Origin of the sequence: Micromonospora inositola (assembly GCF_900090285.1) — a bacterium.
GTDB lineage: Bacteria > Actinomycetota > Actinomycetes > Mycobacteriales > Micromonosporaceae > Micromonospora > Micromonospora inositola.
On record NZ_LT607754.1, the window covers coordinates 1,259,098 to 1,285,455 of the forward strand.

At 67.9% G+C, this 26,358-nt stretch carries 19 protein-coding genes, 1 tRNA gene and 5 pseudogenes; 12 read left to right on the forward strand and 13 right to left on the reverse strand.

All coding sequences use genetic code 11. The features are described 5' to 3' along the window. The first annotated feature begins 27 nt into the window (after nucleotides 1–27). Nucleotides 28–429, forward strand: coding sequence for a GntR family transcriptional regulator (locus GA0070613_RS06000; protein ID WP_089011385.1), 402 nt, complete (start codon nucleotides 28–30; stop codon nucleotides 427–429). 390 nt (nucleotides 430–819) lie between these two features. Here GA0070613_RS06000 and GA0070613_RS06005 read toward each other — a convergent pair whose 3' ends face one another. Continuing rightward, a complete protein-coding gene (locus GA0070613_RS06005) occupies nucleotides 820–1,254 on the reverse strand; it encodes a hypothetical protein (RefSeq protein WP_157746277.1) in 435 nt (144 codons plus the stop codon). Between the two features lie 656 nt (nucleotides 1,255–1,910). Here GA0070613_RS06005 and GA0070613_RS32665 point away from each other — a divergent pair. Then, nucleotides 1,911–2,291 (forward strand): hypothetical protein, encoded by a 381-nt coding sequence (locus tag GA0070613_RS32665; protein WP_172875762.1) that lies wholly within the window; start codon nucleotides 1,911–1,913, stop codon nucleotides 2,289–2,291. Nucleotides 2,292–4,140: 1,849 nt separating this feature from the next. Further along, complete coding sequence (locus GA0070613_RS32670; protein WP_269459031.1) at nucleotides 4,141–7,653, forward strand: tetratricopeptide repeat protein; 3,513 nt, start codon at nucleotides 4,141–4,143, stop codon at nucleotides 7,651–7,653. Nucleotides 7,654–8,296: 643 nt separating this feature from the next. Here the strand turns inward: GA0070613_RS32670 and GA0070613_RS06020 are convergent. Both GA0070613_RS06020 and GA0070613_RS06025 read right to left on the reverse strand, forming a co-directional pair. Continuing rightward, on the reverse strand, nucleotides 8,297–9,622 hold the full coding sequence (locus tag GA0070613_RS06020; protein ID WP_231929389.1) for an IS4 family transposase: 1,326 nt from the start codon (nucleotides 9,620–9,622) through the stop codon (nucleotides 8,297–8,299). A gap of 174 nt (nucleotides 9,623–9,796) precedes the next feature. Then, nucleotides 9,797–11,041, reverse strand: coding sequence for an IS701 family transposase (locus tag GA0070613_RS06025; RefSeq protein ID WP_172875960.1), 1,245 nt, complete (start codon nucleotides 11,039–11,041; stop codon nucleotides 9,797–9,799). A 337-nt stretch (nucleotides 11,042–11,378) separates the two neighbouring features. Between GA0070613_RS06025 and GA0070613_RS33925 the strand changes: the two genes are divergently transcribed. Continuing rightward, nucleotides 11,379–11,504: a hypothetical protein gene (locus tag GA0070613_RS33925; RefSeq protein ID WP_269459032.1), complete on the forward strand. Its 126-nt coding sequence runs from the start codon at nucleotides 11,379–11,381 to the stop codon at nucleotides 11,502–11,504. A 10-nt stretch (nucleotides 11,505–11,514) separates the two neighbouring features. Here the strand turns inward: GA0070613_RS33925 and GA0070613_RS06030 are convergent, their stop codons facing one another. Beyond that, nucleotides 11,515–12,240 carry an alpha/beta hydrolase gene (locus GA0070613_RS06030; protein ID WP_089011390.1) on the reverse strand — a complete coding sequence of 242 codons (726 nt, stop codon included), beginning with the start codon at nucleotides 12,238–12,240 and terminating at the stop codon, nucleotides 11,515–11,517. A gap of 708 nt (nucleotides 12,241–12,948) precedes the next feature. On the opposite strand from GA0070613_RS06030, the gene GA0070613_RS06045 reads away from it, so the two are divergent. Beyond that, nucleotides 12,949–14,028: an endonuclease/exonuclease/phosphatase family protein gene (locus GA0070613_RS06045; RefSeq protein WP_089015785.1), complete on the forward strand. Its 1,080-nt coding sequence runs from the start codon at nucleotides 12,949–12,951 to the stop codon at nucleotides 14,026–14,028. 344 nt (nucleotides 14,029–14,372) lie between these two features. After that, nucleotides 14,373–14,597 (forward strand): hypothetical protein, encoded by a 225-nt coding sequence (locus GA0070613_RS32675; protein WP_172875720.1) that lies wholly within the window; start codon nucleotides 14,373–14,375, stop codon nucleotides 14,595–14,597. Between the two features lie 78 nt (nucleotides 14,598–14,675). Here the strand turns inward: GA0070613_RS32675 and GA0070613_RS06050 are convergent. From GA0070613_RS06050 to GA0070613_RS06060, 3 genes and pseudogenes are all read right to left on the reverse strand, one after another. Beyond that, nucleotides 14,676–14,945 (reverse strand): annotated as a pseudogene (locus tag GA0070613_RS06050) (transposase); the annotation flags it as partial. A gap of 74 nt (nucleotides 14,946–15,019) precedes the next feature. After that, a tRNA-Arg gene (locus GA0070613_RS06055) sits at nucleotides 15,020–15,092 on the reverse strand. A 1,159-nt stretch (nucleotides 15,093–16,251) separates the two neighbouring features. After that, the gene (locus GA0070613_RS06060; protein WP_089011392.1) at nucleotides 16,252–16,770 is read right to left on the reverse strand and encodes a hypothetical protein; all 519 of its coding nucleotides are present in this window, start codon (nucleotides 16,768–16,770) and stop codon (nucleotides 16,252–16,254) included. Nucleotides 16,771–17,076: 306 nt separating this feature from the next. Between GA0070613_RS06060 and GA0070613_RS06065 the strand changes: the two genes are divergently transcribed. Continuing rightward, complete coding sequence (locus GA0070613_RS06065) at nucleotides 17,077–18,312, forward strand: hypothetical protein (RefSeq protein ID WP_157746278.1); 1,236 nt, start codon at nucleotides 17,077–17,079, stop codon at nucleotides 18,310–18,312. A 166-nt stretch (nucleotides 18,313–18,478) separates the two neighbouring features. Here the strand turns inward: GA0070613_RS06065 and GA0070613_RS06070 are convergent, their stop codons facing one another. Continuing rightward, nucleotides 18,479–18,841 carry a hypothetical protein gene (locus GA0070613_RS06070; RefSeq protein ID WP_231929682.1) on the reverse strand — a complete coding sequence of 121 codons (363 nt, stop codon included), beginning with the start codon at nucleotides 18,839–18,841 and terminating at the stop codon, nucleotides 18,479–18,481. 247 nt (nucleotides 18,842–19,088) lie between these two features. Continuing rightward, complete coding sequence (locus tag GA0070613_RS06075) at nucleotides 19,089–20,801, reverse strand: hypothetical protein (protein ID WP_157746279.1); 1,713 nt, start codon at nucleotides 20,799–20,801, stop codon at nucleotides 19,089–19,091. A gap of 340 nt (nucleotides 20,802–21,141) precedes the next feature. Between GA0070613_RS06075 and GA0070613_RS06080 the strand changes: the two are divergent. Continuing rightward, a pseudogene (locus tag GA0070613_RS06080) lies at nucleotides 21,142–21,514 on the forward strand (ArsR/SmtB family transcription factor). A 3-nt stretch (nucleotides 21,515–21,517) separates the two neighbouring features. On the opposite strand, the gene GA0070613_RS06085 reads toward GA0070613_RS06080, so the two are convergent. The 3 genes and pseudogenes from GA0070613_RS06085 to GA0070613_RS06095 form a co-directional block, all read right to left on the reverse strand. After that, a complete protein-coding gene (locus GA0070613_RS06085; RefSeq protein WP_269459045.1) occupies nucleotides 21,518–21,835 on the reverse strand; it encodes a PH domain-containing protein in 318 nt (105 codons plus the stop codon). 34 nt (nucleotides 21,836–21,869) lie between these two features. Then, nucleotides 21,870–22,572 (reverse strand): annotated as a pseudogene (locus tag GA0070613_RS06090) (IS6 family transposase). Nucleotides 22,573–22,634: 62 nt separating this feature from the next. After that, nucleotides 22,635–22,829, reverse strand: a pseudogene (locus GA0070613_RS06095) (alcohol dehydrogenase catalytic domain-containing protein); the annotation flags it as partial. A gap of 158 nt (nucleotides 22,830–22,987) precedes the next feature. Here GA0070613_RS06095 and GA0070613_RS06100 point away from each other — a divergent pair. From GA0070613_RS06100 to GA0070613_RS06110, 4 genes and pseudogenes are all read left to right on the forward strand, one after another. Beyond that, entirely contained in the window at nucleotides 22,988–23,671 is a 684-nt protein-coding gene (locus tag GA0070613_RS06100) for a TMEM175 family protein (RefSeq protein ID WP_197699052.1), read from the forward strand. An 89-nt stretch (nucleotides 23,672–23,760) separates the two neighbouring features. Next, nucleotides 23,761–23,973 (forward strand): hypothetical protein, encoded by a 213-nt coding sequence (locus GA0070613_RS32915; protein WP_089011396.1) that lies wholly within the window; start codon nucleotides 23,761–23,763, stop codon nucleotides 23,971–23,973. Between the two features lie 14 nt (nucleotides 23,974–23,987). After that, nucleotides 23,988–24,131, forward strand: coding sequence for a hypothetical protein (locus GA0070613_RS33240; protein WP_231929683.1), 144 nt, complete (start codon nucleotides 23,988–23,990; stop codon nucleotides 24,129–24,131). Next, a pseudogene (locus GA0070613_RS06110) lies at nucleotides 24,071–25,405 on the forward strand (nicotinate phosphoribosyltransferase). The gene GA0070613_RS33240 and the pseudogene GA0070613_RS06110 overlap by 61 nt, the downstream one beginning before the upstream one ends. A 2-nt stretch (nucleotides 25,406–25,407) precedes the next feature. Here the strand turns inward: GA0070613_RS06110 and GA0070613_RS06115 are convergent. Beyond that, nucleotides 25,408–26,250 carry an aldo/keto reductase gene (locus GA0070613_RS06115; protein ID WP_089011397.1) on the reverse strand — a complete coding sequence of 281 codons (843 nt, stop codon included), beginning with the start codon at nucleotides 26,248–26,250 and terminating at the stop codon, nucleotides 25,408–25,410. Nucleotides 26,251–26,358 lie beyond the last annotated feature (108 nt).

The window sequence follows — 26,358 nt, forward strand, 5'->3', positions numbered from 1 at the left end:
AACTGTTGGACACGTAGCGTCACATTCGTGATCGACCCCAGCGCGGATCGCGCAGTGTTCCGGCAGCTCGCCGACCTGCTGCGTGACCGGATCACGTCCGGCGACCTGGCACCCGGCGCGTCGCTGCCCAGCGAGCTGCGGCTGGCTCAGGAGTATGGACTGAGCCGGACCAGCGTCCGGCAGGCCATCTCACTACTCCGGTCGGAAGGGCTCGTGATCGTCGAACCCCCGCGCGGCACCTTCGTCCGCAGCATGGAGCCGACCGAGACGGTGACCCTACGCAAGGGCGACACCGCCTCGGCCCGGATGCCCACCCCTGCCGAGCGCAAGGAGCTGGACATCGGCGAAGGCGTCCCTGTCCTGGTGATCTTCCGCGCCGACGGCTCCCGTGAGCTCTACCCCGCCGACCGCATCCGCGTCGGCCGCTGACTGACCTACGCATTACGAGTCAGTCCCGCAGCGATGGTCCAGCGATCGGTCCTCTTGCTCTTCATGGTGTCCCAGTCCGTGATCGTCCGCCCATGCCCGCGGGCTTGGCTGCTCACTTGGGTACTCGTCCGGGCTGGCTGCCTCACGCGTCGCGTTCGGGGCGCTGGCTAACAAGACCGGCAGTCCCATGCTTTCGAGGTCTGCGACCTACCGTTCAGCCCCAGCCGCCCGCATGCTCGACCATGGTGAGGAACCTCCAACCACGGGTGGCGAACGACGACACACGCCTGCGAACGAGACCACGAGTGAGACCACGGCATCAGCCGCGGGATACGGGGGCACACGGTCAGCCTGAGGATGGATCGCCGTCGAGGTGAGGCTGACGGCCGGTCAGCGAGCAGAAACCTGCAACAACTGCTTGATTCTCCGCTGGTGCTCTTCTACTGCTGTCTGCGAATATCCGGCGAGCTGGTTCAGCTCGACCTCCTTGCCGTCGACCAGGTGGACGACCGGGGTGAAGGCGGTGAGCAGCTGCCCGCCGGCCAACACCTCGCAGGTCACGTCTCGAATCGCCTCCCGGGGAATCCGACGCGAGCGGACTGCGCCGGCAACCAGGAGACCCTCCGGCCGGACGATGACCCGGCTGAACAGGAACCTGACCGCGATGAGCGCCAGAAGGACGCACATCCCGAGGAATCCCGCCTGGACGAGCCGGTCAGTTGTGGAGTCGACGGTGGCCAGGGCGGCGACCGCCATCAAGCCGAGGGCCGCGAAGCCCACGACGTTCCACAGCCACGACCTGAGGACGGTTCGGTTGCCGGACATGTGGCCCAGTGCCTCCTCTATCGAGTCGTGACCTGCCGCCACGCCGCCGTTGAGCTGCCGAAACAGTCCTTCGGAGGTCCGTGGACGTCCGTAGGTGTCCGCTCCGATCGTCACCCAGTAAACCCGACACGCTTTCCAAGTCTGTGGCCCAGCGTTCGACGAGATCTGTAGCCGTACCAAACAGCGGTGCCTATGCGGGATGCGCCGTGGCCGGACCATCTTGAACGTGGCCGAACGAGACGACAACTGAGACGAGCGCTCTGCCCTCACAAGCTTTCGAGGTCTGCGATCGCTAGTCTGCGACGGTTCGGCCGGGGCCGTGAGCTGGTATGCCGCCCTCTGATGAACGGCAGCATCCCCCTGCGTAGCTCGGCGAAGAGACCACAACCGAAACTACCTGACGCGGCCGGCGGCATGATGGGCCAGTGGCGGTAGTAGAGGCATGGTTTCTAGGCGGACCGGTCGACGGGAGACTGACTGTCAGATGGGCGACATGAAGACTACTGACATTGACAGCCCCTTCAGGGCAAGCCATCGTCAAAAGGCCGACTCGCCCAGCTATCGGTACCAGCGCCAGCGGTTGACGCTGGCAATGTGCATCCAGCCTGGCGGGCCGCCCATGGTGGCGCCTGCGTAGCCCCAAAGGAGCGCGATATATGAGCAGCTCATTCGGCCGAGCACTGGGGGTTGCTGGCTCGGTGCTAAGTGGATTGATTGCTGGTTTCATAACGAACAAGATCACCGATAAATGGAGCTGGACGTTGGCCACCACACTTCTTGTCACGGCGGTCATAATGGTCATCTCGCAGCTTTGGCTATCGCAACTTGAACGGCGAGTCGACAATGTCAGTGCGTCAGGAACTGGCGCCATCGCTGCAGGTGGCTCCGTCACGGCTGACATCGAGACCCGAGCGCGTGGCCACAGGAACCGCGCAAGATCTGCAACTACGGACGGCGTGTCGGCATCAGGTACCGGATCCGTGGCCGCTGGAAGAAACGTTAAAGGAAGGATCAGGATCGACTCCAGCGATAACTGAAGGGGTTGCTGTGCCCAGGCGTGAGCGAGTCGAAGCGATTGGACAAGGGTCCGTAGCCGCAGGACACAACATTAGCGCCCCCATCACGATCACAAATGTTGCAGCGGGCCCCCTCCAACGACCGATGGCAGGAATATCGACGCATCCGCCGTTCCTCCTGCTGCCAAGGCGTCTACGGGGACGAGAGGGCCTAGTAGCCGAGATCGTCAGAGCGGCAAGGACACCCAAGCCATCACTCGGGTCGGGTAGCGAGAGACAGAATAGGATTTGGGTGCTTCACGGGCTTGGAGGCGTGGGGAAGTCTGCAGTCGCGTTGACCGTTGCACGGGATTTGCAGACGCAAGCCAGAACATACTGGGTCAATGCCTCTGATCGGACTGAGCTACAAGCCGCTATGTGGGCGGCAGCTCGGGACCTGAGCAACAATCAGGATTCAAGGTTGCCGGCATCACCCGCCGAGCCGGGTGCAATCGACTCAATTTGGGCGATTTTTGAGTCTGCGACAAACGATTGGGTGCTAGTACTAGACAACGCCGACAATCCTCATTTCCTTGCCGCCGACGGATACCAGAGACCCGCGGGTAACGGATGGCTCCGGCAACCTTCTCGGGGATTCATCCTAGTTACTAGTCGCATAGGAACAAGGGCCGCATGGGGAGACGCAGCAATCATTCGGCGCATGGATCCGCTTCCATCGGATCCCGGTGCCGAAATAATACTCGATCTACTGGACCCGAAGCGGCGGGCTGGAGTTGGCTTACGTAACGAAGCCAAGGCGATATCCGATCGGCTGTGCGGCCTGCCGTTGGCCCTTAGGGCTGCTGGGCAGTATCTCGCTTCAGCGGATACTTCCCCGACAGCGGGACTCCTTAACAGGTATCGAACTGCGCTGGATTCAAGGTTTGGTCAAATAATAGATGCCTCGGCGTCTAAGGGTTCGGTAGTCTCGGATGCTACCGATTCGCGAAATATGGTAATGGCAACATGGGGATTATCCCTAGACTTTCTTGATCAGCGCGGTTTTTCTGAAGCAAGTCCAGTTATTCAGGTCCTTTCCTGTTACGGGCCCTCTCCCGTGCCTCTGGCCTTGATTCCACCATTGGCCCAACTGGAGCCGAACGGCAAGCGTGCCGCAGAGAACGTGCAACGGCTTTGCGAGGTTCTCGGCGCTTTGCGCGAGTTGGCGTTGGTGGAAACTAATTTCCGGTCGGCAGGGCTTGGCGATGGCCAGGACATCTCGGACGTGTGGAACCGCAAAGTACTTGTCCATCCCTTGGTTTCCGAGGTGATTTCAGAGAACTTGAACAAGGATCCCGAGAAGCCCATGCGGATACGAAGTGCGACCGTCGACTTGTTGACGGGTTTGTGCGAAGGGTCGAACGCCTCGCCGGACAAATGGCGCACGCTTTCGATCTTGGAACCGCATTTGAGGGCTGTCACCAAGCGGTGCGTCTCGGATCAAGCGTTCTGCAACCCTTCCTCTGCGAAGAGGCTGGCGCGGGTTCTCGGCGTTCTGGCGCCGGATCTATCAAGGGATGCATCATCGAGCGCCAGGCTTGACGACTTGGTTGCCTATCGCCAGCTCGCCACTTCGGTTCTCGGGGCTAGGTCTAGAGCTACCAAACGAATCCGCCACCGAATGGGCCATTACCTTTGGGAGTTGGGTAACTATGGCGACGCCCTCGTAGAGCTCAAGTCGGCCGCACCTCTTATCCTTAGGGCAATTTGGTCCTACAATAAGACGCTTGGTGAAATGGTGGCGGTATCTCTGTGTGGCCTAGTGATGCCTGGCAATAACGCGGAAGCGCAGAGCGACTTCGCTCGAAGTCAATTGAGAATATTAGGCCGCATGCCATGGAGCAACTCCGGGCGCTCATTGAGGAATCGTTCTAATCTCGCGCGGATTTTGCACGAGAATGGAGCGTTTGCGGAAGCCGAGGCGCAGTACCGGGCGGTCCTCGCCGCCCAACAGGAGACCCTGGGCGCCAACCACCGCGACACCCTGATCACCCGGCACAACCTCGCCGGCGTGCTGAACGCCCGCGGTGATCTGGACGCGGCCGAGGCCGAGTATCGAGCCGTCCTCGCCGCCCAACAGGAGACCCTGGGCGCCAACCACCGCGACACCCTGATCACCCGGCGCAACCTGGCCGGCGTGCTGAAGGCCCGCGGTGATCTGGATGCGGCCGAGGCCGAGTATCGAGCCGTCCTCGCCGCCGACCAGGAGGCCTTGGGCGTCAACGAGCGCGACACCCTGATCACCCGGCACAACCTGGCCGGCGTGCTGAAGGCCCGCGGTGATCTGGATGCGGCCGAGGCCGAGTATCGAGCCGTCCTCGCCGCCCAACAGGAGACCCTGGGCGCCAACCACCGCGACACCCTGATCACCCGGCACAACCTGGCCGGCGTGCTGGAAGCCCGCGGTGATCTGGATGCGGCCGAGGCCGAGTATCGAGTCGTTCTCGGCGCCGAGCAGGAGACCCTGGGCGCCAACCACCGCGACACCCTGGCCATCCGGCACAACCTGGCCGGCGTGCTGGAAGCCCGCGGTGATCTGGACGCGGCCGAGGCCGAGTATCGAGCCGTTCTCGCCGCCCAACAGGACGCCAACCACCGCGACACCCTGGCCATCCGGCGCAACCTGGCCGGCGTGCTGGAAGCCCGCGGTGATCTGGACGCGGCCGAGGCCGAGTATCGAGCCGTCCTCGCCGCCCAACAGGACGCCAACCACCGCGACACCCTGGCCATCCGGCAGAACCTGGCCGGCGTGCTGAAGGCCCGCGGTGATCTGGATGCGGCCGAGGCCGAGTATCGAGTCGTTCTCGGCGCCGAGCAGGAGACCCTGGGCGCCAACCACCGCGACACCCTGATCACCCGGCACAACCTGGCCGGCGTGCTGAAGGCCCGCGGTGATCTGGATGCGGCCGAGGCCGAGTATCGAGCCGTTCTCGCCGCCCAACAGGACGCCAACCACCGCGACACCCTGGCCATCCGGCGCAACCTGGCCGGCGTGCTGGAAGCCCGCGGTGATCTGGACGCGGCCGAGGCCGAGTATCGAGCCGTTCTCGCCGCCCAACAGGACGCCAACCACCGCGACACCCTGGCCATCCGGCGCAACCTGGCCGGCGTGCTGGAAGCCCGCGGTGATCTGGACGCGGCCGAGGCCGAGTATCGAGCCGTTCTCGCCGCCCAACAGGAGACCTTGGGCGTCAACGAGCGCGACACTCTGATCACCTGGCACGACCTCGCCGAGGTGCTAGAAGCCCGCGGTGATCTGGATGCGGCCGAGGCCGAGTATCGAGCCGTTCTCGCATCAAGGTCGGATGGGGATGATGCCACGCACTCCACCCAGGCCGATTCCAAAATCAGCGAACTACACCTACGGCGCCACCTGGCCGGCGTGCTGAAGGCCCGCGGTGATCTGGACGCGGCCGAGGCCGAGTATCGAGCCGTTCTCGCCGCCCTGCAGGGAACCCTAGGCCCGGACCACGCCGAAACTCGTTCGATCCGGTACCGCCTCGCCGGCGTGCTGAAGGCCCGCGGTGATCTGGACGCGGCCGAGGCCGAGTATCGAGCCGTTCTCGCCGCCGAGCAGGAGACCCTGGGTGCCAACCACCGCGACACCCTGATCACCCGGCACGACCTCGCCGAGGTGCTGGAAGCCGGCGGTGATCTGGGCGCGGCCGAGGCCGAGTATCGAGCCGTTCTCGCCGCCCTGCAGGAAACTCTAGGCCCGGACCACGCCGAAACTCGTTCGATCCGGTACCGCCTCGCCGGCGTGCTGAAGGCCCGCGGTGATCTGGACGCGGCCGAGGCCGAGTATCGAGCCGTTCTCGCCGCCGAGCAGGAGACCCTAGGCCCGGACCACGCCGAAACTCGTTCGATCCGGTACCGCCTCGCCGGCGTGCTGAAGGCCCGCGGTGATCTGGACGCGGCCGAGGCCGAGTATCGAGCCGTTCTCGCCGCCGAGCAGGAGACCCTGGGTGCCAACCACCGCGACACCCTGATCACCCGGCACGACCTCGCCGAGGTGCTGGAAGCCCGCGGTGATCTGGGCGCGGCCGAGGCCGAGTATCGAGCCGTTCTCGCATCAAGGTCGGATGGGGATGATGCCACGCACTCCACCCAGGCCGATTCCAAAATCAGCGAACTACACCTACGGCGCCACCTGGCCGGCGTGCTGAAGGCCCGCGGTGATCTGGACGCGGCCGAGGCCGAGTATCGAGCCGTTCTCGCCGCCCTGCAGGGAACCCTAGGCCCGGACCACGCCGAAACTCGTTCGATCCGGTACCGCCTCGCCGGCGTGCTGAAGGCCCGCGGTGATCTGGACGCGGCCGAGGCCGAGTATCGAGCCGTTCTCGCCGCCGAGCAGGAGACCCTGGGTGCCAACCACCGCGACACCCTGATCACCCGGCACGACCTCGCCGAGGTGCTGGAAGCCCGCGGTGATCTGGGCGCGGCCGAGGCCGAGTATCGAGCCGTTCTCGCCGCCCTGCAGGAAACTCTAGGCCCGGACCACGCCGAAACTCGTTCGATCCGGTACCGCCTCGCCGGCGTGCTGAAGGCCCGCGGTGATCTGGACGCGGCCGAGGCCGAGTATCGAGCCGTTCTCGCCGCCGAGCAGGAGACCCTGGGTGCCAACCACCGCGACACCCTGATCACCCGGCACGACCTCGCCGAGGTGCTGGAAGCCCGCGGTGATCTGGATGCGGCCGAGGCCGAGTATCGAGCCGTTCTCGCATCAAGGTCGGATGGGGATGATGCCACGCACTCCACCCAGGCCGATTCCAAAATCAGCGAACTACACCTACGGCGCCACCTGGCCGGCGTGCTGAAGGCCCGCGGTGATCTGGACGCGGCCGAGGCCGAGTATCGAGCCGTTCTCGCCGCCCTGCAGGGAACCCTAGGCCCGGACCACGCCGAAACTCGTTCGATCCGGTACCGCCTCGCCGGCGTGCTGAAGGCCCGCGGTGATCTGGACGCGGCCGAGGCCGAGTATCGAGCCGTTCTCGCCGCCGAGCAGGAGACCCTGGGTGCCAACCACCGCGACACCCTGATCACCCGGCACGACCTCGCCGAGGTGCTGGAAGCCCGCGGTGATCTGGGCGCGGCCGAGGCCGAGTATCGAGCCGTTCTCGCCGCCCTGCAGGAAACCCTAGGCCCGGACCACGCCGAAACTCGTTCGATCCGGTACCGCCTCGCCGGCGTGCTGAAGGCCCGCGGTGATCTGGACGCGGCCGAGGCCGAGTATCGAGCCGTTCTCGCCGCCCTGCAGGAAACCCTAGGCCCGGACCACGCCGAAACTCGTTCGGCCCGGTACCACCTCGCCGACGTTCTGAAGGCCCGCGGTGAGCGGTGCTGACCGCGAACCATGCGGTAGTCACGGTGGGCGGTAGCGGGTCCCGCGAGCGACGTGCCGCCGCAGAAAGGTGCGACGAGTCTCAACCTGCGTCAAGAGCTACCGCTGGACAGAGCCGTTGTACAGAACTCACAAGGGTGTCTTCTTCGATGGGAGATGGCCCTTGACCTGGTCGCGGTGGCCGGATCGAAGCGACCTCTTCGTCCCGAACACCGGCACCGGACGTCAACCGTTGTCGTTCGCTGCGCTCCGCTGTGTGGCGGTACAGGTCAGTTGCCGCTTGCGCAATCGTTGACGATGTCTGGCACCCGATTTGCTGCTTTTCTGATGCCTGGCAGGAGCTTGCCCCGGGCCGTCTGCCCAGAGGATCTCAACACGCCCACCTGTCGAATCCGGGTGGGAACTCGCCGCGGAGCAGGCTGATGAAGGCACGACCGCATGCCAGCAGTGGGCCGGTAGGCAGGTGCGCATTGAATGACTCCTGCTCGCCGCCGGCGCCGAAGGAGTTTACGAGATCCTTCGGGATGGCCGGAGACCAAGCGGACAGTCGCCGCAGGACCCGCTCCGACAGGTCAAGCGCAAGCGCAACGCGATCGGGCTCCGCTCCTAGTACCAACGCCGTTCAGTTAGGGCGGTGGTCGGCGTGTCAAGGGTCGGGGCTGATGATGTCGATGCTGGTGGTGGCTTTGTAGCTGTGTCGGTCGATGTTCGGGCCGCGGGCTTGGTATTTGGAGTTCGAGCGTTTGATCATGCGGGTCTTGGTGCGCAGGCGGCGTTCGGGTAGCAGGTTGGCCAGGATCTGAGCGCCGATGACGCCGACCAGGTCGATGACGGTCTCGGCGATGACGCCGGCGGCGTGCACGATCTGGTCACGGGCGGTGTTCAGGGCGGTGGTGAAGCTGGCCCGGTCGGGGTCGAGGCCGGGCTGGCTGTCGGTGGCGTCGGCCATGGCGGTGCGTAAGAGCTGGTAGACGATGAGCAGGGCGTGGATTTCCTGGTCGATGCCGTCGGGGGTGCGGGCGCGTAACACACGTCCGGCGAGGATCGAGGATTTCAGTTCGAGGTAGGCGGTCTCGATCTCCCAGCGTTCGTGGTAGATCCGGATCAACTCGGCGGCGGGATGAGTGTGTGGGTCGAGCAGGGTGGTGATCAGCCGGTAGTCGCCGGTGTGGGTGCCCGCGGTGGTGGTGATACTGATCCGGGCTTCGACGACCCGGACCGTGAGGGCGCCGATCTTGGACAGCCAGGATCCGTCGGGCAGGCGAGCGATCATCGCCAGACGACGGTTGGCTTTGCTGCGGATCAGCAGATGCGCGCCGGTCGCGGCGATGGTGGTCAGCAGGTCGGCGGCGGCGTAGTTGCGGTCGGCCAGCAGCAGCATTCCTGGCTGCAGGCTACGGGTCAGCGTCCGGGCCTGGTCGAGTTCACCGACGGTGACGGGGTCGAACACGGCATCGATCACCGAGCGGGTGCCGCAGGTCAGCAAGGCGCTCAACCGCAGCTGGGGGTACCCGGAACTACCGTTGGCGCAGCGATGCTTGGTGTATCGGCCGGTGTTCGCCGGCGAGTCCGCGACGACCAGGGTGGTGCCGTCGATCACCGTCAGCAGCAGACCTCGCCAGCGCACCTGCCTGGCGCTCGTAGCGGCAGGGCCGCGTAACAGGTCGAACAACGCGCGCACCGGTCGCGGGCCGAGGCGTTGCCGGGCCTGACGTAACGCGCTGCCGCTGGGCGAGGCGATCGGCAGGCCGCGCAGGCCGCTGGTGAGTTTCGACCACACCTGCCGGTAGCCGAGTTCGGCGAACAGGCATCCCGCGAGCAGCAGATACACCACGACCCGCGCCGGCAACAGCCGGACCCGCGACTGTGTACGCCCGGTCGCGACCAGAACATCATCGACCATCTCGAACGGCACCAGCCGGGTCAGCTCGCCCAGATGACCCGGCGCGAACACCCCTGCGGCTACCGTCACCGACCGGGATATGGCAATCTGATCTGCCAGCGGAGCTCCAGGTGTCAGGGCGTCTTAGAGTGACCACCCTCTATACCGGAGCTCCGCTGCTTTACGTCTCAGACACGCCTTGACACGCCGACCACCGACCTAACTGAACGGCGTTGCTCCTAGTACTCCAGCCGGGGATCGTGATCATGGCTCGATGAGGGCTTGTCGGGCGTAGTGGCTGGTCTTGGCTCGGGATTGGTGACGGCGTCGGCGGATGGACCAGAGCAGCAGGTCGCAGCGGCGGCGGGTGGGTTCGATGATCAGGATGTTGAACAGGTGGCGTAGCTCGTTGACGGTCAGCGGGATCAGATCGGTCGGCTCGTCGTGATGGCGGTGGCCGGCGGTCGCGGCGGCGAGGAAGGCGTGGGCGAGGATCGCGAGGGTGGTCCAGCGGTGCCAGGAGGTCCAGCGGCGGTTCTGATGCTGGTCCAGGCCGAGTCCGGTCTTCGCGGCTTGGAACGATTCCTCGATCTTCCAGCGGTGGCCGGCGACCGTGACGAGGGTGTGCAGCGCGGCGGGTTCGGGTGACCAGCAGCGGTAGAAGGCCAGCTCGCCGGTTCTGCGGTTGCGGCGGATCAGCAGCCAGTGGTGTCCGCCGTGCTCGTCGTCGGCGTGTGGCAGAGCGGTGAAGGACCAGTCGTAGTAGCGGTAGCCTTTCGCGCCTCGGCCGGCGGACACGCGCTGCCACGCGGTGGCGGGAAGCTCCGCGGCCAGCACGTCGACGCGGTAGGTGCCTATGCCGGTGGTCACCTGATGTGAGCAGGCCAGGGCCAGGACGTAGCCCAGTCGCAGCTGGCGTAGCCGGGCGGCCAGGCGCGGATCGTTGCCGTAGGCCTCGTCGCCGGCCGCCCACCGGCAGGGCAGCCCGGCGGCGACCGCGGCCTCGATCATCCGGGATGCCAGTTGCGGCTTGGTCGCGAACCGTACGCAACCGGGAATGCCGGCCTCGGCTCGCCGCTCGGGGTCGTCCCACCAGGACTTCGGCAGGTAGAGGGCCGTGTCGAGCATCGCGTGAGCAGCGTCGGTGGCGTAGACCAGGTGCACGGCGAGCTGACAGTTCTCGATTTTCCCGGCCGTGCCCGAGTACTGCCGCTGAACGCCGACGGTGTGCCGTCCTTTCTTCAGGTCACCGGTCTCATCGTTGACCAGCACGGCGTCAGTCTCGCCGAGGTGGTGCCCGACGAACTCCCGCACGTCGGCACGGACGGCGGTGTCCTCCCACTTCACCCGGGTCAGCAGGTCCTGCATCCCATCCGGGCCGGCGTCCCCGGCGTGCTCCGCGATGGTCCAGCAGTTCTTCGTCGGCAACGGCGCCAGCAGGCCCCGCACGAAGTCACGCACCCGGCGGCGAGGCTCCGGCCTGCGGAAACGATGCCCGACAGTCAACATCAGGTCGTCGAACAACACCCGCCAACGCTGGGCGTCTACCCTGTATCCGGCAGCCACCGCTGCGTCATGGTCAGTCCACACAACCGTCCATGATCGACGGTGGCTGCCTTCGTTCCCGCATCGCATCGAACCGCAGCCCAGCCAAGGTCAACAACCCCGGCTGGAGTACTAGTGTTGACGCTCATGCAATTCCCCCTGGCCTGGGCTCATGTAATGGGACCGGCTCCCGGGCGTTGTCGGGGTACTCCTTGGAGTACAGAAGTAGGTACAGCTGATTTTGCAGAGGTCAAGCTGGTCACCAAGAGCAGAGCTCCGCCCCGACCGGTCGGTACCGCCGATGACCGGCACCGCCGCGGTCGGGGCGGTTGTGCATCTGTCGGCCATAGCCGTCGAGGAGGGCCGGGACCTGTCCTCGATGAGCGGCATCCTGGCCGACAGCTCCTATCGTCTGCTGCCGGCCTGACGGCCCGGCCTCACTTCAGGTGCCGGGCGAAGAACCGGTTCCCGTCGTCCCCCTCGAACTGCGGGACGCCGGTGTGCCCGCCCATGTTGGCGTGCAGCGTCTTCTCTTTGGAGCCGAAGGCGTCGAACAGGTCCAGGGCCAGCTGCCGGTCGTTTCCTTCGTCGTCCCACTGCAGCAGGACCTGCAGCGGAATGCTGACCTGCCGGGCCTCCTCGAACATGGTGCGGGGCACGAAACTCCCGGCGAACAGAAGGGCGGCCGAGATGCGCGGCTCGACCACCGCCAGCCGCATGCCGATGGCGATCACCCCTCCCGCGTACCCGACCGGGCCGCCGATCTCGGGCAGCGAAAGGAGGGCGTCCAGGGCGGCCCGCCATTCCGGGACCGCCTTGTCGACCAGCGGGAGGACGAGCTGGTCCACGATCTCCTCGTCGACCGGCTCGCCGGCCTCCAGCGCCCGGCGCAGGTCGGCGCGGGCCTCCTCGGCGGCGGCGGAACGGGGCCGGTCACCGCTCCCTGGGAGCTCGATGGTGGCCGCGGCGAAGCCCTCCGCCGCGGAGTGCCGGGCCCGGGCCACCAGTCGGGGGTACATCTTGTGCAGTCCGCCGGGGTGGCCGAGCAGGATCAGCGGTGCCGGTGCGGATCCGGGCGTCCACAGGATGCCGGGGATCTCGCCGAGGGTGAATTCGCGTTCGAGGACGCCGTCGTCAAGGCGCCGTTCAGAGGTGAATTGCATGGTCGTGCCTTTCGGGAGTGCTCTTGAACGGCGCTCCCGGACGACCTATCGCCCGCCCGTGACCCCACAGAGGAGCACCCATGTCGAAACGTTCACGGGTACCACCTCCTCGTTCTCTCGCACGGCCTCCGGAAAACTAGCAGCGGTCGCCGTGATCCGCCAAACGTGTTTCTGCGCAGGCTCCGTGGCCGGATGCCACGGACAGACCGCACGCGGTTACGGTGCGATGTGAGCTCACCGATCACGTCCAACGACGTGGCCCTGGTGTTCCCTTCCTGAGTCCCGCCCTGGCCCGACCGGCGGAGGCGGAACCTCAATGGTTCGGCCAGTGCTTGCTCTGCAAGATCAGTCGTACGCGGCTCTGCACAACAACCAGTACGCCGACAGGCGTGGGTGGGGCGGTTAGAAGGGTGGCTGTCCGGGTTCGGGGGTGCGGGATTCGCGGATGTCGGGTGCCCAGTCCTCGATGTCGTCGGGCCAGGGTGCGGGGCGGCCGCTGTCGTCCCAGAAGCCGGTTTCGGTGCCGGTGGCGAGCAGGGCGGCGTTGAGTGCCTCGCGTTCGGCTCGCGTAGGGATGCGGCAGCGAGGTGCCTGGCACTACGAATTGCGCCCCGAAGCGATCGACGACGGCTGCTGCCCGAGAATGTATGCCGACCCCATCCAGGACCCGAGGATGCAGCAGTGACCGGCGGTGAGCGAGGACAGACGATGATGCAGGTGGACACGGCGGAGACCGGGCAGGGCGGCACCGGCCGCCGGGATACCGACGCCGGGACCTGGCGCCCGCGCATCCGCCGGGCGATACGCGCCGCCTCCCGGCCGGGCCCCTGGAAGCGCGGCCGGGTGCTCGCGGCGCTGGCGCTGCTGCTCGGGCTGCTCATGCTGCTGCATGCGAAGATCCCGAACCGGATCGGGAACCTCGGCAGCCTGGTGGAGACCTTCCTGCCGTGGTTCGGCCTGTTCATCCCCGTACTGCTGATCGGGGCGCTGTGGCGCCGCTCCGCCTCCGCGGTGGCCGCGCTGCTGCTGCCGGTCGTGGTGTGGCTGAACCTCTTCGGCGGGCTGCTCGGCGACAAGTCCCACCCGGGCAGCGACCTCACCGTGGCCGAGCACAACGTCGGCGCCGGCAATCCCGACCCGGCCGGCACCGCCCGCGACCTGGCCGCCTCCGCGGCCGACGTGCTGGCCCTGGTGGAGCTTTCCCCACAGGCCCGGGGCACGTACGAGAACGAGCTGGCGAAGGCGTACCCCTACCACACGGTGCAGGGCACGGTCGGGCTGTGGAGCAAGCTGCCGCTGTCGGACACCCAGCCGGTCGACACAAAGATGGACTACGGGCCGCTGGCGGACACCAAGCCGGTCGACATCAAGATGGCCTACACCCGGGCGCTGCGCACCACGGTGACCACGGACCAGGGTCCGCTGGCGGTGTATGTAGCCCACCTGGGGTCCGCACGGGTGAATCTCAGGGCGGGCTTTTGGACGGGCCACCGGGACAGAAACGCGCAGGCGCTCGGCAAGGCCATCGCCGCCGAGCAGAACGAGCGGGTGGTGCTGCTCGGCGACCTGAACGGCACCATGGACGACCGTGCGTTCGCCAGCATCACCTCGCAGCTGAGCTCGGCCCAGGACGCGGCCGGGAACGGCTTCGGCTTCAGCTGGCCGGCAAAGTTCCCGGTGGTGCGGATCGACCAGATCCTGGTCAGAGGCGTGAAGCCGGAGAGCTCGTGGGTGCTGCCGGCCACCGGCAGCGACCACCTGCCGGTGGCGGCCCGAATCACGCCCTGATCACGGCGTTCCGAGGCTCGATCAGGGCCGCTGACCGACGTGTGAGTGGGCCGCCAGGGACTCGAACCCTGAACCCCTCCGGCGCTCTCCTGATCGACTCGAATCGGACCGATCGGCTGCCTGACGTGGGGGAGTTCTTTCGCTGCCTTACCGCGGTTGACACTCCTTGTCGGCGTCAGTTGTGCCCGACGTGTGCCCGATGATCTTGCTGCTCCGGGCGGCTCATCGAGGTCGAGCACGAGCACCCGAAGTTGGCTGTTAGCGGGGTGCCGGCCCGTCCGCGCCCGACCTCCATCCATCCCATGGCCCGGTTTCGCCGACTCCCCTGGTGGTACCTGGTCCGCATGACGAACCTGGTTGATCCCTCTCTGCCCGACGAACTCGACGAGCATGCCGGCGGTGCCGACCCAGGGCCCGGGGCGCCGGACCGGCTCCATGCCGACCCGGGCGAGCCCGATGAGCAGTTCCAGTCCCCGATGGGCGTCGCGGGGATTTCGTCGGGCGGCACCTCACCCGCCGACGAGAACCCGGCCGCCGACCCAGGTGGAGCTCCGCGCGGCAACCAGTGAGACACGGCCGTACCGAGGGAGCGGCCGTTCCCCCGTGACGGCCGCTCCTCCACCTCTTTCGCCCCAGACATCTGCGGGTTCGGTGCGGGCGCCGGCGGCGTGCTGATGCACCCGACTGATCGTGGAATCGATACTGACGTCCCAGGTGATCAGACCGGCAGCGTCGGCGCGGGTCCGCAGCCCGGTGACGATCCGCTGCCAGACTCCCGCGCGTTGCCAGCGGCGGAACAACCCGTAGACCGTCTGCCAGGGTCCGTAGCACTCCGGTACGTCCCGCCAGGGTGAGCCCACCCGGACCCGCCACCGGATGCCGTCGATGAGCTGACAAACGGCGGCTTTCAGTGGCCTACGGCTGCACACGCCAACCAATAGAGTGCCGTGCGTATTGCCATTTCAGATGGCGTTTTCGCTGATCTTGGAGGTGCCCCCGGCAGGATTCGAACCTGCGACACACGGTTTAGGAAACCGATGCTCTATCCCCTGAGCTACGAGGGCGCGAGCGCCCAGCCTACCTGCCAGCGGGTGCTCACGAGTAGTCGGGAGTGCCCGCCGGTGCTCACGGATGCTAGGCGTCCCGCGCTCCGACCGATGGAGCGCACATGGAGCACACCGGTCGGCACCAGATGCGGGCATGCCCATCGCTGCCCGGCCGTGGCCAGGGGCTGCCATATGTACCCATGACTCACCGAGCACTTTTCGAGCATGGCAGAGAGTGCAGTGGCTCGGCCGTCGCCGTTCGTCGATCTTGCGGTTTGCCGGGTAGAGGACAGCGCAATCGCGGCGGTCGTTCGGCATCGGACTACCGGATCAGAAGTTAGGGGTTCGAGTCCCTTCGGACACGCAAGATCAAGGGGCGTCTGACTTGCCAGAAGGCGGTCGGGCGCCTCTTGTCGTTGCCCATGGACGCATTGGTGATCGAATGGTGCTCGTACGACGAGGCTGTCCTACGTCCCGGCCTGTCCGCCTCCCGCGGTTCAGGCACTGCGGGGTTCGATGAAGGACACGATCGTGCGGTCTGGGGGTAGGCGAGGGGGAGCCGGCCGCTCGCAGTGGAACCGGTGGGCGCCCCGACCGTCGCCGTCCTGGTCGCCTACGGGCTCGCGCTGGGTTTAGCGCTTCACGGCTTCAATGCGTCTCGATGTTGCCAGCCGCCTTGGGTGCCTCCGCCGCAGCGTCGCCAGCCGCAGCCTCCAGCGTGGCCGTACCGGGCTTGTGCGCCCGGATTCAGCTCGATGAGCTTCGGCTTGAGCATCTGAGCCTTGCGCAGGATGGCGCGCAGTCGCTGCATTCTGGCCGGGCCCATCCAATGGGGCAGACCGAGCCGCCGACCGAGGCGACGGAGCTGTTCCCCCCGACGCGGGTGCCGACCGGCGACTCGGCCACCGGCGCTCTGCCTGGCTCATACGACCGGGCCGTGGTCACCTACCTGGGCGCCAACGCCGGCGCGGTGAACACCGCCGAACGCGATGGGCAGATCAGCACCGCCTGGGTTCGACGGGTACGGCGACCAGGTGCGGGAGCTGACATCGGCCAACCGCCACCGGGCACTGGACGCCTCGACAAGCGACGCCCCGCAGGCGACCCGCCGGCGCGATTGAGAGCGCCGGCGGGTGCAGAGACGTTCACGCAGCCGGATCGATCACCGGCGGGTCGATCAGAGCCGAGGCGATCTTGGCGGAGATCTCGGCGAGTGCATCAGGGTGAACGGTGCCCGCCGATCGTGCGCCACCCCGCACAGCCGCGCGTACATCCACTCGCGTACCCCATCGCGGCCGAGGAAGGCGACGGCGCGGTCTGTCACCACCACCATTCCCGCGTCGACCACGTGGAGCCCGTCTGCAAGTACCGGGCTGAGCGTCGTATCGGGCGTGGCCAGGACCGCCCGTTCGGGCCGGGGAAGGCCGGCGATGTGGCGCCCCTCCGCCTCGATGAGCTCGGCAGCGGGCAGCACGGTGTAGACGACCTCACCGGGGAAGAACTCCAGGGAGAGACCGACGGCTGCATCCGCCGACCCCCTGAACTCAGACGCCGCCGCTCGCAGCCGTCGCAGCTTGGTGTCCCGCTGCTGCCACGCCCCTAGCGCGGCGTCGTACGCTCGCTGGTACTGCTCGTTCTTCCGGTCGGCCCACCGCTCACGCCATCCGCGCAAGCCGATCGGCTGTGTCTTCCACACCCCAGGTCGCCTCCTGTGAAGATGGCTCTTCCTTCGGCGTCACACCTTGTACAACCCACCAAACACCTCACGGGACACGGCATAGCCATCAATGCGCCAGGATTATCCCGGTAACGCTGGGACGGCGAGGTTCAGCCTTGCCCTCCCGGCTACTCGAGCGCCCGGTGCGCCGCCCCCTGGGGCCCAGCAACCCGGCACCGGATCGCCGTGGATCAATCTTCTCCTATCGAAAACACTGGCGAGTATCGATCCCGCACGTTTCCCGGATCGAACGTGAGCGGTTGTACCGGGTGTGACGGCGAAATTGTGGCGATCATTATGATCCGGGCGGAGGAGCGCCCCCGATGGCGGATCGCGTGGGCGGAACGCGAGAACGACCGGCGGCGGCGCGCGTACGACACCGAGGCCGGGGCCTGGCACCGACGAAATGACCAGCTGATCCGGCTGCAGATCGAGGCGGCCGAGTTCCTCGGGTGCACGCAGCCGCGTACCGGCCTGCCGGTGGACCTCGACGACGACGAGGTCGTCTACCGGGTGCTGCCGGCCGCGGAGCTGGTCGAGGCGGAGGGGCGGCACATCGTCGGGCTACCCACGCCGGGCCTGACCGCCGCCGCGGCCAGCGTCGGCGCACCCGGCCGCGCGCTGCCGAGGGGCCTCCGGGTCGTCGACGTGGGGATGGCCGTCGTGACCAACCATCGGGTGGCCTTCTCGGGGCGCGAGAGACGGCGCCAGTGGTCATATGCGGACATGGTGGGGCCCGCGCATCACCCCGACGTCCCACTCACCCTGCTGCACACCACCGACGGGAGTCGGCTCGCCGGGCTGCGGGTGCCGGCCGACGCCTCCGTGAACTTCCGTTTCTACCTCACCCTCGCATTCGCCGCCGCCACCGGGGAACGCGCCGCCGTCGCCGCGCAGATCGACGCGCTGTTGGACGCCCACCAGAACACGCGGCCGCTGCCACCGCCACCGGCCCAGCCAGACCACGCCCGGCTGACCCCGCTGCGTCCCGATCGCCTAGCGGCCGCCGCCGCAGCCCTCCTCGCGTTCGCGTGCGCGACGTTGACTGTCGCAACGTCCAAATCGGAGCAAGACGGCCTGCCGTACCGAGCGGGCCCAGCGGCGCTCGGCACCGCAACCACCGGCGCGCCGAACGCCATCGGCACCACCACCCCGAGCACCCCCTCCAAGCTGGCGGCGCCGGACAGCGGTACAGCCGCGTCGCTGACCGGCCCGACGGCAACTCGGCCTATGGGCGGCGCGCAAGGAGTAGACGGACAGATCCGGCGCCAAGGCACCGCGCACCGGGGCTCCTCATCCGCACCAGCGGTCGCAGCCGCGGGTCCGGCTGCCCACCCGACCCCGACCACCGGTCCTGCGTCGACCACCGATACGGCGCCGACCACTACGCGGTCCCCGGCCAACGGTCCGGCCCCGACCACCGCACAGCCCTCACCGAACGCGCCCGTCGTCAGCCTCTGCCCTGACCCACTACAGCTACCAATAGCGGAGCGGCTCCTATGTCCACCAAGCAGCCCCTGAGTCGGCACCTACTTGGCCTGCATCGCCCATCCCTTGTCCCCGTGAGCCTCCGGCGGGGCGTCATGGTGCGTGTTCGGGTTGAACCGGGCGGGACCGCGAGGTGGGGGGACGGCCCCGCCCGGGACATGGACAGCAACGCCCTCGGCTGTCCACTATTGACCTGGCCTTAGTGATCCCTCGCCGTTACGCTGCGGTAGAGCCCCTGGTCGTAAGGAGGCAGGGCGTGCGCCTTTACCCACCGGTGCACCAACCCTCGGACCTCGACCGCGTGCCCGGCGGCCACCCGCATGTCGGCGCCAGCCGCCTCCAGCAGCCTCACAGTTGGCCCGCTAATGCCCGTCGAGTCGGCCATCGCCACCCCGGCCTCGATGCCGAGCAGCCACGGGTCTGTCGTCACCTCGTGCACTGCGGCGATCGCCTCGGCCCGCGGGGCGTGCCGATCCTCGCCGATGCCGTAACGCCCGGCTACTGCGCACAGCGCGGCCAGCACTTGCCGCTCCCGCCGCGGCAGGGAAGGCACATGCACCATCGGATGACCGTACCCCGGGTACACCGGGATCGCGGCGCACCGCCGGTCCGATGAACTGCTGGACGATGGCTGAGCACGCCGGGACGCCTCGCCGGACGGGATGCAGGACCTGCTGACCCGGGTGAAGTGGGACGACGCTGCGGTCCGCGCAGACGTACGCGAGTTCGTCAGCCTGTACCGCTCGAAAACTCGGTTTCGGCTATGCGGCCTGGAGTATTCGTTGATCAGGCCGTTGAGGATCTTTCGGTCAGGGCCGACCGGCCTCGGCCGACTGGGTGTTCGACCGACGCCGGACGGTCTCCGAGCCCGGTCGCGGGTCCGTGTCGTCCCGCCGGCGCTGCCGCGGTCGCGACGCTGATCGTTGCTCGGTGGCCCCTTCCACCGCGTCGGGGGCCGCGACGGGTGGTGTGGTACGACTCGCCGCGGTGTCTACCAGGTCCGGCAGGTCCCGCCCGGCCACCAGGGGTAGCTCTCGCGTGACTCCCGCGATCGGCCCCGGCTCGCCCGCCGGGTCGGCGACTCGGGCCACACGTGCCTGCCCCGTCGCGGTTCGCGGCATCGGTGCCGCGCTGCGGGTCGTTGCCGGCGGCGCGGTATCGGCCGGCTCCGCTGCGGAGCCTGGCGCGTCCGTGGTCGACGGTGCCTCCGCCCGGCTGGTGGCCGACCGGTCTGGTGTGTTGCGCGGCATTCGGCGCGGTGCGGCTGCCGGCAGGAGCGGGGCGAGTTCCGCGTGCAGCGCCGCCCAGTCGGAAGCGCGGGGCGGGTCGGACTGATCCGTGGTCGAGGTGAGCTGGCCCGTGCTTTCGGACCGCTTCAACTGCCGGTCGGTACGGTCCGGCGTCGCCGCCCGGGACCGCTCCGATCCCGGTCGCTCGGCGTCGTCTCCCGCCTGCTCGGTGGCGTTGGCCTGCTGAACGGCGTCCCCGGCCGACGCTGGCCGCGCTGAGTCGCCGGAGGCCGCGTCCGCCGCAGGGGCTACGGGAGCCGCGTCCGGCGCGGGGGCCGCGACCGTGAGCGGCTCGGGGGCGTGGGCGAGCAGCCGCTCCGGGGCGTCGGCGAGCAGCCGCGCGGCCGAGGCTAGTGCGACGGGGTCGGGTTGACCGGCCCGACGCCACCGTCGGCGGCGGCCGCCCGCCGGCAGGTTCCCGGCCAGCACGCGCGCCGGTGCCAGATCGGCGGCGATCAGCGCGGTGAGCCCGTCGTAGTCCGCCTGCTCGGCCAGCCGCCGGGCGATCTCGTCGAGGTCGTACACCGTCAGGGCGATGTCCGCGGTGGTGGCGTCCAGCGCTCGGCGGATCTTGCGGCGCAACACCTTGCTGAGCGCCGCCTGCCGCCGCTCGGCGCGAATTTGCGCGCGGGCCGCGTCCAGCGAGCCGTACAGCCCGAGGCCGGGGTCGGCCTTGGCCAGCGAACGGGCACGACGGGTCAGCCACGGGTATCGCAACCAGTGCCCGACCGGTTCGTACGCCGGCGTCGTGGGTGGCAGCTGCTGCCTGGCCCGCAGCCGGTCCCGCCGCTGGTTCTCGGTGTTCATCAGCCACACCAGATAACCGAGCAGGGACATGCCCGCGTAGAAACCGCCTTCGAGGTGGTTGCCGTGAGCCAGCCAGTTGAAAGCGACCGCAGCGGTGGCGATGCCGGCCGACAGCACGCGGGACAGGATCGCCCCTTCGCCTAGTCGACGGCGTACGTCGACGTTCGCCAGCACCACAACGCCGCCCAGCTCCAACGCCCCAACGGCGGGAAGGGCCACGTACCACGGCATGCCGAGCCGTTCCATCGCCCCGGACACCTGGCCGCCGAGCGCGACCAGCAGCACGACAACATAGAACCCGGTGCGCGCCACGGCGACGTGCCGCACCGCCTTGGCCAGCTCCGCGTCCCACGCCTCCGGCGGGTCGACGCCTGGCGCCCGGCCCGTGGCGCCTGGCCCCCCGCCAACTACGTTTCCGCCGGTCATCCTGGTTCGGTCCAGTTCCTGGAACACGCCGAGCAGGTTCCTCTCTCACTCCGGCCCCGGCCTGACCGGCGCCGCGGCCACCCGACCCGGCAATGCCGCCCGCCGAGTCGTACGCACCAGAGCCGCGCTCCGGCTGCCGCCCGTCGTCCGCCGCATACTACAAGGTTGCCGGACGAATTGGAGATTTTAGATACCACGCCGGGTGCATCGGGTCGCCCCTCCCGCGCCACACCGGTCATCGGTGCTCACCCGTCCCCTGTATCCCTCGCACTCGGCCTCGCGGTCGCCATCGGGGTACTGGTCCTGGTTCCACCGGCCTATCGATGGTGTTGGTGGAACGATGGAAGACGTGGGAACGGCGAAAACTGCTATGCCTGCTATCTCGCCGCTTGCTGCCGATCAAGCTTGCCGATGCCGAACGGCTCGCGGGAGTGCTGAAGGCATTCGCCGACCCGGCCCGGCTGCGACTGCGACTGCTCAGTCTGATCCAGTCCGCTCCGGAGGGCGAGGCGTCCGTGAGTGACCTCATCGCACCGCTTGGCCTCTCCCAGCCGACCGTGAGTCATCACCTTCGGATCCTCACCGAGGCCGGCCTGCTTGAGCGCGAGAAGCGAGGCGTCTGGGCGTACTACCGCCTGGTGCCGTCCGCGATCGCGGCGATCGCCGACCTGTTGACGCCGCCCCGCAAGAGGGCAACGAAGAAGGCCCGCTGAGACTCAGAGAACGTGGGTCGCGACCAACTGGCCGACCGCTCGGATGTCGCAGCTCGACTTGAATTCGAGTCGGACCTTGCCGAGTCCGCTAAACCACAGGTCGAGTTCGGCGTCGAGATCAAAGGAGCCCGCCGTCTCGACAGAGAAGGCCTGGATCTTGCTGTAGGGCAGGGAAGTAAAGTCGCGCTTCTTGCCGCTGATGCCTTGCACGTCCACGGCAATCAGCCGCTTGTTGGTGAAGACCACGAAGTCCCTCATGGCCTCGAAGCAGGAGAGCATCTCCTCACCTGGAATCAGCAGGGCGCCGTTGCGTTGTGGGATCGGCGGACGCGTTGAACCCGCGCCGGGTCCGCGGTCAGATCGCTTGGGCGAGTTCGGTTAACGCAGCGGCGACCCGCGTTGCCGGCGGGGTGTCGACGGCGAGTTCGTAGTGCCCGCGGCGCAAGTTCTGCATGAAGGCGTGTCCGGCGATGATGACTTGTGCTGTCTTGTCGGTCAGGAGGCCGCGCATCGGTCTCAGCCTGTGTTTGAGCCGGCTGTGATCGGCCTCGATCGGATTGTTGGCGTACTGCTCGACGTGGTGCCACGCCTGCGGGATCAGTTCGTCGAGGACGCCGGGGTAGACCGCGGCGGCGTCGGTGACGACCTCGCTGGGTGTCACCTTCAACGCCGTTAGCGCTCGTCGGAAGAACCGCCGGGCCGCGTCGGTGTCCCGGCGGACCGAGAACGTCGATGACCTGCCCGTACTGGTCGACCGCCCGGTAGACGTACCGCCAAACTCCGTTGACCTTCACGTACGTCTCGTCGACGTGCCACCTGTCGCCGGGCGAGTGGCGGGCGAACCGGGCGGCGTCGGCCAGCAGCGGGGTGAACCGCTGCACCCACCGGTAAACGGTGACGTGATCGACCTCGACGCCGCGCTCGACCAGCAGTTCTTCAACGTCGCGGTAGGACAAGTTGAACCGCAGGTACGAGCGGACTGCGACGACGATCACCTCGGGCGGGAACCGAAACCCAGCGAACGCCGACTTCGGAGGTAGCCACGGGCGAGGACGGATCGACGACTTCACAGCCCAAGTCTGTCTCGATCTTGCTAACGCTCAACGCAACGGATCCCGATGACCTCACCCATGTTCTCGTGCCCGAGCACCGTGCCCGGCTGCAGATCCGTGCGCCCGTCGTACATGTGCAGGTCGGACCCGCAGATGTTCGTCGTCGTGATGCGTACCAAGGCGTCCGTCGGTCGCTCGATCCTGGCGTCCGGCACCTCCTTGACGCTGACTGTCCGTGGCCCGTCGTACACGACTGCCTTCATTCACTACCCCCGCTGAAGATTCCGCCCCTACTGCGGCTCCAAGACCGCCTGGCAGTCAAATTCTTGCAATCCGCTTCGCCCCCCCACCTCATGATTCGCGCTATTGGTTCGGTTGCGAGGAGCCGGTTATCGTGGGCGTCGGTGGGTAGCCACCGGCGGTGAGCAGGCCAACCGACGACATCGGCACCCGGTCGGACACCAGCCGTGCCGTAGCGTTCAGTGACGCCGTCTTCGCCATCATCATCACGCTGCTCGTGCTGGATCTCCGGATGCCGGACGTACCGCCCGGTCGCCTGCTGTCGGGGCTGCTGGAGCAGTGGCCGGGTTACGTCGCCTATCTCGCCTCGTACACCTACGTGGCCATCGTCTGGCTGAACCACAAGGGCGCGTTCAATCGCGTCAAGGAGAGTGACCGGGGCCTGCACTGGGTGAACCTCTTCGTCCTGTTCACCACCGCGCTGCTGCCGTTCCCGACCGCCGTCGTCTCGCGCGCGCTTCAGGAGCATGACCAGCAGGACCAACGCGTGGCCGTCGCCTTCTACGCGCTGATCGGCGCGCTGCTCTGCGCGAGCTGGCTGGCGTTCTTCCACTACCTGGCTCGGCGCGAAGACCTGCTCGAGGAGGAGGTGAGTGAGCGGCACTTCCCCGCCGAGCGGGTGCGGGCACTCGTCGGGGTCATCCTCTATGCCGCCGCAGGGCTCATCGGGTACCTGGTCGCACCGCTCGCCGGCCTGGTGATCTTCGTCGTGCTGCCGGTGTTCTACGCCGTCACCAGCGCCGGTCTGTACCAGTTGCCTCTCAGCCGCCGGATCGCGCATCGCCCCCCGGCATCGGGGAGGTGACGGTCAGGCGACCGGCTCGAAGACGGCGCGGGAGCTGATCAACCCGCAGACGGCTGAGATCGTGTTCTGGAGGGCGGACGTTGGAGTCGATGCTGCCGTCCTACGTCTGGTACCGGGATATGGCCGACTTCGCCCCGACGATCAGCGACGCGGCAATCGGGCGGAGGCTGGCGCGAGCCATCCACGGCAATGGCGCCAACGTGAGCGCCGACGAGCTGCGCGCCATGCTCGACCGCTTCCCAGAGTCGGAACGCGGACGGACCATCGCCCACGCGCGGACCGAGCGGTCGGCGGCGGCCTGATACTCCAACGTCACTTGATCTTTCGGTTCTGGCGGCTGGTTCGCTGCGCCCCGTACGCCGCCGGGTTGGCGCTGGACGGGGCCTGGTCCGGGCTGACCTGCACGGCGCTGCGGACCGTGCCGCTGTTTGCCGTGCAGGCCGTGGAGTGGCCAACCTGACCCTCATTGCCGTCCGTCGCCTGCCGCCGCAACGCGGCTTCCTGGTCGCCGCCGGGCTGGCCGAGGCGCTGGCGTTTCTCGAAGGCTTCGACTTCGCCGAGGAGGACCTGGGCTATCTGCGGGATGTCGGCTTCGATCAGTCGACCCTGGAGGCGTTCGCCCGACTGCGGTTCACCGGCGACGTCTGGGCCGTGCCGGAGGGGCGCGTGGTGTTCGCCGACGAGCCGCTGCTGGAGGTCACGGCGCCGATCGCCGAGGCGCAACTGGTGGAAACCGGCGTGCTGAACCTGATCACCTTCCACACCACGGTGGCCACCAAGCCCGCCCGCTGCCGGCTGGCCGCCGGGCACGCACAGGTGATCGACTTCGCGTTTCGCCGTACCCACGGCATCGACGCCGGTGCGGCCGTGGCGCGGGCGTCCGCCATCGCGGGCCTCGCCGCCACCAGCCACGTGGAGGCCGCCCGACGGTACGGGCTGAGGCCGTCCGGCACGATGGCGCACTCCTACGTCGAGGCCTTCCCCGACGAGCGGACGGCCTTCCGTGCCTTCGCCACCGACTTTCCCACCAACGCGGCGTTCCTTGTCGACACCCATGACACGCCCGCCGGCGTACGCGCGGCGGTCGACGTCATCCCCGAGCTGGGCCTGACCGGGCCGGTCGGCGCCCGGCTCGACTCCGGAGACCTCGCCACGTTGGCCGTGCAGGCCCGCGCGATCTCGACCGCGCCGGGCTGCCCCAGGCCCAGATCGTGGCGAGCGGCAGCCTCGACGAGGACGTCATCGCCGCGCTCGTGGCCCAGGGGGCGCCGATCGACGCGTACGGCGTCGGCACCTGCATGGGCGTCTCGTACGACGCGCCGTCCCTGGACAGCGCGTACAAGGTGGTGGCGGTCGGCGACCGACCGGTGCTCAAGCTGTCGCCCGGCAAGGCCACCCTGCCCCGGCCCCAAGCAGGTCTTCCGTGATCCCGGCGGGGACAGCGGTGACGTGGTCGGGCTACGCGACGAGCCGCCACCGGGCGACCGCCCACCGCTGCTGGCCCCGGTCATGCGCGACGGCCGTCGGGTTGGCCCGGCCGCCCCCCCGGGCGAGGTACGCGAGCGCCACCGGTTCGACGCCGATCTCGCCTGGCTCCCGGAGGCGGCCCGCAGGCTGGCCGACCCGACGCCACTGACCGCCACCGTCAGCCCGGCGCTCACCGCCCTCCATCGCTGGATCGCCGAGCGGATGGCGCCGACCTCGACCGGCGCCGTCCGCCGAAACGGTCGGTGACGCTACAACATCTCCAGCGGTTGCGGGCCGGCCGGCGGCGGGAACTCCGTGTCGAGTGCCGCCACGTCCTCCTCAGTCAGATGCAGGTCGCGCGCTTCCGCGTTCTCCCGGGTGTGTTCGGGCTTGGACGATCGGGGGATGGCCGCAACCATCTCCTGCCGCAGCAGCCAGGCCAGGGCCACCTGAGCGGGCGTGGCCCCGTGCCGGGCGGCGATCTCCGCGACCTGGGGGTGGCCGAGCAGTCGGCCCTGCTCGATAGGCGAGTACGCCATCACCGGGATTCGGTGCTCGCGTAGCCACGGCAGCAGGTCGTACTCGGGACCGCGGCGGGTGAGGTTGTACAGGATCTGATTGGTCGCGCAGGAGTTCCCGCCCGCCTCGAGTAGCTCCGTCATGTCGGAAAGATCGAAGTTGCTCACGCCCCACTGCCCGATGTCACCGGCGTCGACGAGTTCGACGAACGCCTCGATCGTCTCCGCGAGTGGATGCGTGCCGCGCCAGTGCAGCAGGTAAAGGTCGATGTGGTCGACGCCGAGTCGTTGCAGGCTGCGGCGGCAGGCCTGCACGGTTCCCCGTCGGCTAGCGTTGGACGGCAGCACCTTGTCGACCAGAAAGACGTCGGCGCGTCGTCCGATGATCGCCTCGCCGACGAGTTCCTCGGAAGCGCCGTCACCGTACGACTCCGCAGTGTCGATCATGGTCATGCTCAGGTCGAGCCCGGTGCGTAGGGCGGCTATCTCGTCCCGCCGCCTCGCGGGGCGCTCGCCCAGGTACCAGGTTCCCTGGCCGAGCACGGGCATCGTCTGGCCGGACGGCAGCTCGATCGCCTCGGCAGCGAGGGTCATGTCGACCTTTCCGGGAGCCTGGGTACCAGTGGGTTGCCTGCGTTACCCGCTGCGACAGGCAGCACACCCTCGTAGCGCGACCTTTCTCCGCGCAGGCCCTCGCTGTGC